We start from the raw sequence: 8,553 nt of genomic DNA on the forward strand, positions 1-8,553 counted from the left end.
GCAGGGCGATGGCCCGACGGACACCGGTGCGCCCGAACCCTAACCGGAACGAGCGAAACCATGGTGAACCAATGAGCAAGGAGCGGGCGCGGCGGCGGGCGCTGCTGGAGGCCGAGCGGGCCGAGCGCATCCGCCGGGCCGAGCGCAAGCGGCAGCGCCGCGCCGCGGTCCGCAGGCTGGTGCCGAAGGTGCGGGTCGGCCGGACCGGTAAGCTCTTCGCGCGCCGGTCGCGCGCCCAACGCTCGGCCATCGCCATGTTCGTGCTGGTGGCACTGGCCCTCGTCTGGTTGCTGATCGACTCGGTGGCGGCGAGGATCGGCCTCAGCGCGTTCATCATCGTCGCCACTCCGGCCCTCACCGTGCTCGTCCTTGACCGCCGGCTCTGACCGAAGGATCTGAACCAATGGCACTGCAGCTCCTGCCCGCCGTCGACGTCGCCGACGGCCAGGCGGTCCGTCTCGTCCAGGGCGCCGCCGGCAGCGAAACGACCTACGGCGACCCGCTGGAGGCCGCCCTGGCCTGGCAGCGGCAGGGCGCCGAGTGGATCCATCTCGTCGACCTCGACGCCGCCTTCGGCCGCGGCTCCAACGCCGAGTTGCTGGCCGGCGTCGTCCGCCGGCTCGACGTGCAGGTCGAGCTGTCGGGGGGCATCCGCGACGACGCGTCGCTGCGGGCCGCCCTGTCGACCGGCGCCACCCGGGTCAACCTGGGCACCGCCGCGCTGGAGAACCCGGACTGGTGCGACCACGTCTGCGCGACGTATGGCGAACAGGTGGCGGTCGGGCTCGACGTCCGCGGCCACCAGCTGGCCGCCCGCGGCTGGACCAAGGAGGGCGGCGACCTCTTCGAGGTGCTCGACCGGCTGGAGCGGGCGGGCTGCGCGCGGTACGTGGTCACCGACGTCATGCGCGACGGCACGCTCACCGGCCCCAACCTGACTCTCCTGCTGGAGGTCACCGGCCGCACCAAGAAGCCGGTCATCGCCAGCGGCGGCGTGTCGAAGCTCGACGACCTCCGTCAGCTCGCCGCGCTCGAGCCCGCCGGGGTGGAGGGCGTGATCGTGGGCAAGGCGCTGTACACCGGAGCGTTCGACGTCGCCGAGGCACTCCAGGTGCTGGAAGAGTCGGCATGACGGTCGCGGTCCGCGTCATCCCCTGCCTCGACGTCGACGCCGGCCGGGTGGTGAAGGGCGTCAACTTCGTCAACCTCCGCGACGCCGGCGACCCGGTCGAGCTGGGGGCCGCCTACGACGCGGCGGGCGCCGACGAGCTGGTGTTCCTGGACGTGACGGCCTCCTCCGACGGGCGGGCGACGATGCTCGACGTCGTCCGGCGTACGGCCGAGACCGTCTTCATCCCGCTGACCGTCGGCGGCGGCGTCCGCACCGTCGCCGACGTCGACACGCTGCTGCGCGCGGGCGCCGACAAGGTGGGCGTCAACACGGCCGCGATCGCCCGCCCGCAGGTGATCTCGGAGATCGCCGAGCGCTTCGGCAACCAGGTACTGACGCTGTCGCTCGACGTGCGCCGCAACCCGGCCCAGCCGAGCGGCTTCGAGGTGACCACCCACGGCGGCCGGCGCGGCGCCGAGCTCGACGCGGTCGAGTGGGCGTCGCGGGTGGCCGAGCTGGGCGCGGGGGAGATCCTGCTGAACTCGATGGACGCCGACGGCACCAAGGACGGCTTCGACCTGGAACTGATCCGGGCCGTCCGGCAGGTGGTCACGGTCCCGGTGATCGCGAGCGGTGGCGCCGGCAAGGTCGAGCACTTCGCCCCGGCCGTGGCGGCGGGCGCCGACGCGGTGCTCGCCGCGAGCGTCTTCCACTTCGGCGACTTCGCGATCGGCGACGTCAAGACGGCCCTGCGCGAGGCCGGCCACCCGATCCGCTGAGACTTGCCCATGATCGATGGAGCGATCTGGCTGCCATGACGACCAGAACTCTCCATCGATCAAGGCCCCAGACGGGGCCCGCCCGCGGCGCGGGAAGGTGGGCACGGAGCGGCTCGGTCTAGCCGAAGCGACGGGGGCGCGGCCGCGGGTGCGGGCTCGGCGGCGCCCGCTCGGCAGTGCGTGCTGCTCGCCCCGGTGCCCACTCGCCTGTGCACGCTCGGCGTGGCCGGGGGAGTGGGCGGAGTACGGGGTTGGCCGCGCGGCCGCCAGCGGCCGCGCGGGTCGGGGGTGAGGGAGGGGTACGGGGCGGGGTCAGTCGCCGCGCTTGCCGGACGCGGTGGCGATGCCCACGATCCAGCCGACCCACAGGCCGTAGCTGGTGCCGAACGACGCCGCCTGCAGCGCGTGCAGCAGGGTCGGATCGGAGGTCAGGAACTCGGTCGCGAACGCGGCCAGGGCGGAGCCGAAGATCAGCGATGCCCAGCCGAGGATGAACGCTCCGCCGCCCGAGGACACGGACTTCACCGCGACCGACAGGATCAGGGCCGTGAACAGGATGACGAGGATGGCTTTGAGATCGTTGGCCAGCAGTTCGCGGGCCGCGGCTCCCGAGCCGTCGTGCGGGGTCAGCCACCAGCGGGGCCAGATGAGTTCGCGCAGGAACCAGCCCCAGACCGTGTCGCCGCGCGAGTGGCGTTCCACCCACTCGGTGAAGATCTGGTTGCCGAAGATGAGCACTAGGAGCAGCGTCGCCAGGACGCCAGCGCCTACCGCTGTCCGGGAGCGTCCGAAGAGGGCCATAGCAATGAATGTAAGGGGCGGCGCGAAAATCCGCTGAAGTGAATATGGTGAGTGAAAAACCGCAGGTCAGCGCGGCCCAACTGGGGTTACACCACGTGAATGATGGCTTGACCGGCGTTCCAGGCAAATGGGGCAGGAAAGATCGCCCGGTGCTGCCAGGCATCGCGCAGCGCGGCCACGGTGGCGCCGATCGCGGGGCGTCCACCGGCCGACGCGCGCCAGGCGACCGACACCCGCCGGGCCGCCTCCGGGGCGATCGGCCGGGCGACCACGCCGGCCGGCAGTGAGGTGCGGGCCAGTCGCGGGATGAACGCGACGCCGAGCCCCTCGGCGACGAACGTCAGCTGCGTCTCGAACTCGTTGACGAGGATCGTCGACCGCACCCCGGGCATCATCCGCTCCAGCCACTCGTAGCAGACGGTGCCGGGCTTCGAGCCGATCCACCGCTCGTCGCGGGCCTCCTCCAGCGACACCGGGCCGTCGTCGGCGGCCAGCCTGTGGTCCGCCGGCACGATGAGGTCGCCGACGTCCAGCCCCAGCTCGACGCTGGCCACCCCCGCGGGGTACGTCACCGGGATCTCCAGCCACTCGTCGATGAGCGCCACGTCGACCGTCCCGCGCAGCAGCCCGTCGAAGCAGGCCGCGCGGTCCGCCTCCTGCACGGTCGGCTCCAGCCGCGGGTGGTCGCGGCCGAGCGCCCGCAGCGCGTGGGGGAGCAGCCCGCGGCACGCGGTCGGGAACGACGCGACGCTCAGCCGGCCTGAGACGGTCTCGCGGTGCGCGGCGAGGGCCGCCTCGGCCTCCTCGACCGCGGCGAGCACCCGGCCGGCGTGCTCGACCAGCACCCGGCCCGCCTCGGTGAGCCGCAGGGTCCGGCCGTCCTTCTCGACGAGTGTGGCCTTGGTCTCCCGCTCCAGCTTCGCGAGGTGCTGGGAGATCGCCGACGGCGTGCAGTGCAGGGCGCCCGCGGCGGCCGTGACCGTGCCGAACGTGGCCACCGCGCGCAGCGCCTGGAGCCGGGTCAGGTCAATCATGAAGCGATACTAAAACAAAAATACAGAAATATGAGATGGTGCTTCACGGTACCGCCGCACAACCATCGAACCCATGAGACCTCGCGATCTCGCCCTGGCCACGCTGATCGCCGCCGTCTGGGGCGTCAACTTCGTGGTGATCCACGTGGGCCTGGACAGCATGTCGCCGCTGCTTTTCTGCGCGCTGCGGTTCGGCGCGGCCGCCCTGCCCGCGGTGTTCCTCGTCGGCCGGCCGAAGGCGCCGTGGCGGTGGGTGGTCGCGACCGGTGTGGCGCTCGGCGTGGTGAAGTTCTCGCTGCTCTTCGCCGGGATGGCGGCGGGCCTGCCGGCCGGGCTGTCGGCCCTGGTCCTGCAGAGCCAGGTCATCTTCACGCTGGTGTTCGCCACGGTACTGCTGAAGGACCGCCCCGGAGGACGGCGCGTCGCCGGCGTCGTGCTCTCCGGCGCCGGCATCGTCCTCATCGCGACCCAGCTGGGCCTCGACCGCCCGCTCGGCGCGTTCCTCCTGGTCGTCGCGGCCGGCGCCGCCTGGGGCCTGGCCAACGTCGCGATCCGCAAGGCCGGCGCCACCGACATGCTGAACTTCATGGTCTGGGTCAGCGCCGTGGCCACCCCGCCGCTCGTGCTGCTGACACTGGCCGTCGACGGGCCGGCCTACGTCTGGGGCGCGCTGCGCGGGCTCGACCTCGTCGCGCTCGGCGCCATCGCGTACATCGCCTACCTGAGCACGCTGTTCGGCTTCGGCGTCTGGGGCCGGCTGATCGCCCGCTACGGCGCCGCGACCGTGGCGCCGTTCGCCGCGCTGGCCCCGGTCTTCGCGATCCTGTCGGCGGCGCTGTTCCTGGGGGAGGAGCTGCACTGGTACGACATCGTCGGCGGCGCGGCCATCCTCGGCGGTGTCCTGCTGGGGGCTACGCGACCGCCGGCTCCCGCGGAGCCGGCTCCGGCACCGTCAGTCGCGGCAGGAACAGCTGCGTGAGCGGGCCGATGCCGAGCGCGTACAGCACGGTGGCGACGCCGACCGAGCCGCCGAGCAGCCAGCCGAGGGCCAGCACGGTCACCTCGACGGCGGTGCGGGCCAGCCGGATCGACAGCCACGGGAACCGCCGGGCGAGGCCGGTCATCAGCCCGTCGCGCGGGCCCGGGCCCATCCGCGCCCCGATGTACAGCGCCGTGGCGAACCCGTTGAGCAGGATGCCGCCGACGGCCAGCGCGCCGCGCAGCCACCACGCGCCGGCGTCGGGCACCAGCCGCAGGGCCAGGTCAGCGGCCAGGCCGATGACGACGACGTTGCTGACCGTGCCGAGGCCGGGCCGCTGGCGCAGCGGGATCCACAGCAGGAGCACGACCGCGCCGGTGATGATGACGACGGTGCCGAAGCTGAGCCCGGTGCGCTCGGACACGCCCTGGTGGAACACGTCCCAGGGGTCCAGTCCCAGGTGGGCGCGGATCAGCAGGGCCATGCTCAGCCCGTACAGGATGAGCCCCAGCTGCAGCTGGACGAACCGTCGGCCGAAGCGATTGGTCTTGCCTGACTCGCGCATGCATGCCACCCTAGGGCCAATCGACCGACCACAAAGAGCCAATTGAGGAGGACTGGCCTTGTCTGCGATCGTCCGCGGCGCCCAACTGGCCCGCATGCTCAACGCCTGGCAGGTGGCGGTCGGCGTGCGGGGCCCGGCCGGGCGCCGGCCCGAGTACGTGGTGCTCGCCAACGCCGTGCGTGGCCTGCTCATCGACGGCCGGCTCGCCCTCGGGGTGCGGCTGCCGGCCGAGCGGGAGCTGGCCGCGTCGCTCGGCATCAGCCGGACCACGGTCACCGCCGCCTACCGTGAGCTGCGCGACAGCGGCCACATCAGCAGCCGCCGCGGCGCCGGGAGCTGGACCGCGCTGCCGGCCGGGCACCGGGTCGGCACGTCCGGGCTGTGGACGCCGAGCGACGACGCCGACCTCATCGACCTCGGCTGCGCCGCGCTGCCCGCGCCGGTCGAGCTCACCGAGGCGGCCACGGAGGCGGTCGCCGACCTCGCGCCCTACGCGTGCGGCGCCGGCTACCAGCCGATGGGGCTGCTCGTGCTGCGGGAGGCGATCGCCCGCTGCTACACCGAGCGTGGCCTGCCCACCGAGCCCGACCAGGTGATGGTCACCGGCGGCGTGCAGCAGGCCCTCGACCTGCTGCTGCGGCTGCTCGTGGCGCCGGGCCAGCGCGCCCTGGTGGAGACGCCGACCTATCCCAACGCATTGAGCGCGTTCACCGCCAGCCGCGCCCGGGTGAGCGCCTACGCCATCGGTCCCGAGGGGTGGGACGAGGACCTGGTGCTCTCGACGGTACGGGCGGCGCAGGCGCGGGTCGCGTACCTGATCCCCGACTTCCACAACCCGACCGGCCACCTCATGGAGACGTCGCTGCGGGAGCGGCTCCCGTCCGCCGCCCACGCCGCCGGCACCGACCTGATCATCGACGAGTCGTTCCACGACCTCGCGCTCGACGACGTGGAGATGCCGCCGTCGGTCGCCGCGTTCGACCGCTCCGCGCGGGTGCTCACGATCGGTGGCATGAGCAAGGCCTACTGGGGCGGCCTGCGGATCGGCTGGGTCCGGGGCGCGGCGCCGCTCATCGCCCGGCTGGCCGCGGCCCGGGTCGGCGTCGACATGGCCTCGCCCGTGCTCGACCAGCTGGTCGCGACGCGGCTGCTGCAGCGCCGCGACGCGATCGTCAGCGCGCGGCGCAAGCAGCTGCTCGTCCAGCGCGACACGCTCGCGGCGGCGCTGCGCGCGGAGCTGCCCGAGTGGCGGTTCGTGCTGCCGCGCGGCGGGCTGGTGCTGTGGGTGGAGCTCGACGCGCCGGTGTCCAGCGCGCTGGCCCGGGCGGCGGAGGAGCTCGGCGTGCGGATCGCGCCGGGGCCGCGGTTCGGGGCCGACGGGACGATGGAGCGGTTCCTGCGGATGCCGTACGCGCTGCCCGAGGACACGCTGGTCGAGGCGGTGCGGCGGCTGGCGTCGGCGCGGGCCGACCTGGACCGGCCGCGCCGGCACTCGTGGTCGACGCCCGCCGTCGTCGCATGACGGTGCTGCTCAGCGTCGTGGCCCCCGGGAGTGGCGGCTTCCGGGGGCCACGACACTGTGGGGTGTGATTAGAGCTCCGCGAGCGATCCGGCGTACATCTGCTCGATGTCCTGGGCGAACGACTTCTCGACGGCCCGGCGCTTGACCTTCAGCGACGGCGTCAGCTCGCCGTCCTCGATCGACAGGTCCCGGGCCAGGATGCTGAACTTCTTCACCGTCTCCCACCGGTTGAGCTTGGTGTTGAGCTCGGTGACGTAGCCCTCGACGAGGTCGTGCGCCTCCTTGGAGGCGGCGATCTCCTCGTAGGACTTCCCGGCCAGCGGGGTGCCCTCGGCCCAGCCCTTGATCGCGTCGGGGTCGAGGGTGACGAGCATGGTCACGTAGTTGCGGGCCTGGCCGACCACGACCGCCTGGGAGGTGTAGGGGCAGACCGACTTGAACAGGCCCTCGATGTAGCTGGGCGCGACGTACTTCCCGCCCGACGTCTTGATGAGGTCCTTCTTGCGGTCGGTGATCCGCAGGTACCCCTGGTCGTCGAACTCGCCGATGTCCCCGGTGCGGAACCAGCCGTCGTCGGTGAAGGCGGCAGCCGTCTCCTCGGGCAGGTTGTGGTACCCCCGCATGACGGGCGTGCCCTTGAGCAGGACCTCGCCGTCGGTGTCGAGCTTGGCCTGCAGGTCGCCCAGCGCCTGCCCGACGGTGCCGATGCGGGGGGCGTCCTCGCGGTTGACGAAGGAGCCGGCCGAGGTCTCGGTCAGGCCGTAGCCCTCCAGGATCGGCAGGCCGGCGGCGAAGAAGAACTCGCCGATCTCCTTCGACAGCGGCGCGGAGCCGGACACCATCGCGCGCATGCGGCCGCCGAGGCGGGCCCGCAGCTTGCTGAACACGAGCTTGTCGGCGATCCCGGCCTGGACCGCGAGCAGCCCGCCCGGCGTGCGGCCGGCGAGCCGCTCGGCCGAGGCCTTCTTGCCGACGCCGACCGCCCAGGTGAAGATCTTCCACTTCAGGCCGCCGTCGGCCTGCGCGCCGGTCACGACGCGGTTGTAGACCTTCTCGAAGACCCGCGGGGCCGAGCACATGAGCGTCGGGCGGATCTTGCCGAGGTTGTCGATGAGCTTGTCGACGCGGCCGTCGACGTACGTGGGCAGGCCGACGTACAGGATCCCGCACAGCAGGGTCTTGCCGAACGAGTGGGAGAGGGGGAGCCAGAGGTACTGCAGGTCCTCCGGGTTGAGCAGGCCGATGTCGTTCTGCGTGCGCCCTTGCCAGACCCAGCCGGCGTGCAGCAGCTCGACGCCCTTGGGCCGGCCGGTGGTGCCGGACGTGTAGATCAGCGTGGCGAGCTGGTCGGGCTGGATGCCCTCGACGATGCGGTCGACGAGCTGCGGGTCCGCTTCGATCGCGGCCCGGCCCTGGGCTTCCAGATCGGCCAGGCTGAGGGTCTTGGTGGCCTCGCCACCGGTCGGCGTGCCGTCGATGAGCACGATCGCGACCAGGTCGGGCAGTGCGGCGCCGTCGACCTTGGCGGCCTGCTCCGCGTTCTCGGCGAAGAGGACCTTCGAGCCGGAGTCCTCGACGATGTAGACGGCGTCCTCGGGCTCGGTCGTGGGGTACACGGTCGTGGTCGCCGCGCCGGCGAGCATGATGCCGAGGTCGGCGAGGATCCAGTCGAGGCGGGTGCCGGCGAGCACGCCGACGCGGTCCTCCGGCTGCACGCCGAGCGTGGTCAGGCCGGCGGCGATCGCCCGGGCGCGCTCGTCGA

At 72.7% G+C, this 8,553-nt stretch carries 9 protein-coding genes; 5 read left to right on the forward strand and 4 right to left on the reverse strand.

Features of this window, described 5'->3' with window-relative positions:
* The first annotated feature begins 71 nt into the window (after positions 1-71).
* Genes IEZ31_RS25330 through hisF form a run of 3 tightly spaced genes read left to right on the forward strand, consistent with a single transcriptional unit; the run spans position 72 to position 1,890 of the window.
* Positions 72-386 carry a hypothetical protein gene (locus tag IEZ31_RS25330; RefSeq protein WP_190252469.1) on the forward strand — a complete coding sequence of 105 codons (315 nt, stop codon included), beginning with the start codon at positions 72-74 and terminating at the stop codon, positions 384-386.
* 17 nt (positions 387-403) lie between these two features.
* Complete coding sequence (gene priA, locus IEZ31_RS25335; protein ID WP_190252470.1) at positions 404-1,132, forward strand: bifunctional 1-(5-phosphoribosyl)-5-((5-phosphoribosylamino)methylideneamino)imidazole-4-carboxamide isomerase/phosphoribosylanthranilate isomerase PriA; 729 nt, start codon at positions 404-406, stop codon at positions 1,130-1,132.
* A complete protein-coding gene (gene hisF, locus IEZ31_RS25340; RefSeq protein ID WP_190252471.1) occupies positions 1,129-1,890 on the forward strand; it encodes an imidazole glycerol phosphate synthase subunit HisF in 762 nt (253 codons plus the stop codon). Before priA ends, hisF begins: the two co-directional genes overlap by 4 nt.
* A 312-nt stretch (positions 1,891-2,202) precedes the next feature.
* Here hisF and IEZ31_RS25345 read toward each other — a convergent pair whose 3' ends face one another.
* Together IEZ31_RS25345 and IEZ31_RS25350 are read right to left on the reverse strand one after the other, a co-directional pair.
* Positions 2,203-2,691 carry a hypothetical protein gene (locus IEZ31_RS25345; RefSeq protein WP_190252472.1) on the reverse strand — a complete coding sequence of 163 codons (489 nt, stop codon included), beginning with the start codon at positions 2,689-2,691 and terminating at the stop codon, positions 2,203-2,205.
* Positions 2,692-2,777: 86 nt separating this feature from the next.
* Positions 2,778-3,725 (reverse strand): LysR family transcriptional regulator, encoded by a 948-nt coding sequence (locus tag IEZ31_RS25350; protein ID WP_190252473.1) that lies wholly within the window; start codon positions 3,723-3,725, stop codon positions 2,778-2,780.
* Between the two features lie 73 nt (positions 3,726-3,798).
* Between IEZ31_RS25350 and IEZ31_RS25355 the strand changes: the two genes are divergently transcribed.
* Positions 3,799-4,704 (forward strand): EamA family transporter, encoded by a 906-nt coding sequence (locus IEZ31_RS25355; protein WP_190252474.1) that lies wholly within the window; start codon positions 3,799-3,801, stop codon positions 4,702-4,704.
* On the opposite strand, the gene yczE is transcribed toward IEZ31_RS25355, so the two are convergent.
* Positions 4,637-5,269, reverse strand: a complete 633-nt coding sequence (yczE, locus tag IEZ31_RS25360) for a membrane protein YczE (protein ID WP_190252475.1) — start codon at positions 5,267-5,269, stop codon at positions 4,637-4,639. The two genes, IEZ31_RS25355 and yczE, sit on opposite strands and share 68 nt — an antisense overlap.
* A 58-nt stretch (positions 5,270-5,327) precedes the next feature.
* Between yczE and yczR the strand changes: the two genes are divergently transcribed.
* Positions 5,328-6,791 carry a MocR-like transcription factor YczR gene (gene yczR, locus IEZ31_RS25365; protein WP_190252476.1) on the forward strand — a complete coding sequence of 488 codons (1,464 nt, stop codon included), beginning with the start codon at positions 5,328-5,330 and terminating at the stop codon, positions 6,789-6,791.
* 68 nt (positions 6,792-6,859) lie between these two features.
* On the opposite strand, the gene IEZ31_RS25370 is transcribed toward yczR, so the two are convergent.
* On the reverse strand, positions 6,860-8,553 hold a 1,694-nt coding region (locus IEZ31_RS25370; protein ID WP_229835831.1), incomplete at its 5' end, for an AMP-dependent synthetase/ligase.

Source organism: Dactylosporangium sucinum (genome assembly GCF_014647515.1).
Taxonomy (GTDB): Bacteria; Actinomycetota; Actinomycetes; order Mycobacteriales; family Micromonosporaceae; genus Dactylosporangium; species Dactylosporangium sucinum.

Coding starts and splice junctions, on each gene's coding strand:
- IEZ31_RS25330 (WP_190252469.1), top strand. CDS start 72: ATGAGCAAGGAGCGGGCGCGGCGGCGGGCGCTGCTGGAGGCCGAGCGG.
- priA (WP_190252470.1), top strand. CDS start 404: ATGGCACTGCAGCTCCTGCCCGCCGTCGACGTCGCCGACGGCCAGGCG.
- hisF (WP_190252471.1), top strand. CDS start 1,129: ATGACGGTCGCGGTCCGCGTCATCCCCTGCCTCGACGTCGACGCCGGC.
- IEZ31_RS25345 (WP_190252472.1), bottom strand. CDS start 2,691: ATGGCCCTCTTCGGACGCTCCCGGACAGCGGTAGGCGCTGGCGTCCTG.
- IEZ31_RS25350 (WP_190252473.1), bottom strand. CDS start 3,725: ATGATTGACCTGACCCGGCTCCAGGCGCTGCGCGCGGTGGCCACGTTC.
- IEZ31_RS25355 (WP_190252474.1), top strand. CDS start 3,799: ATGAGACCTCGCGATCTCGCCCTGGCCACGCTGATCGCCGCCGTCTGG.
- yczE (WP_190252475.1), bottom strand. CDS start 5,269: ATGCGCGAGTCAGGCAAGACCAATCGCTTCGGCCGACGGTTCGTCCAG.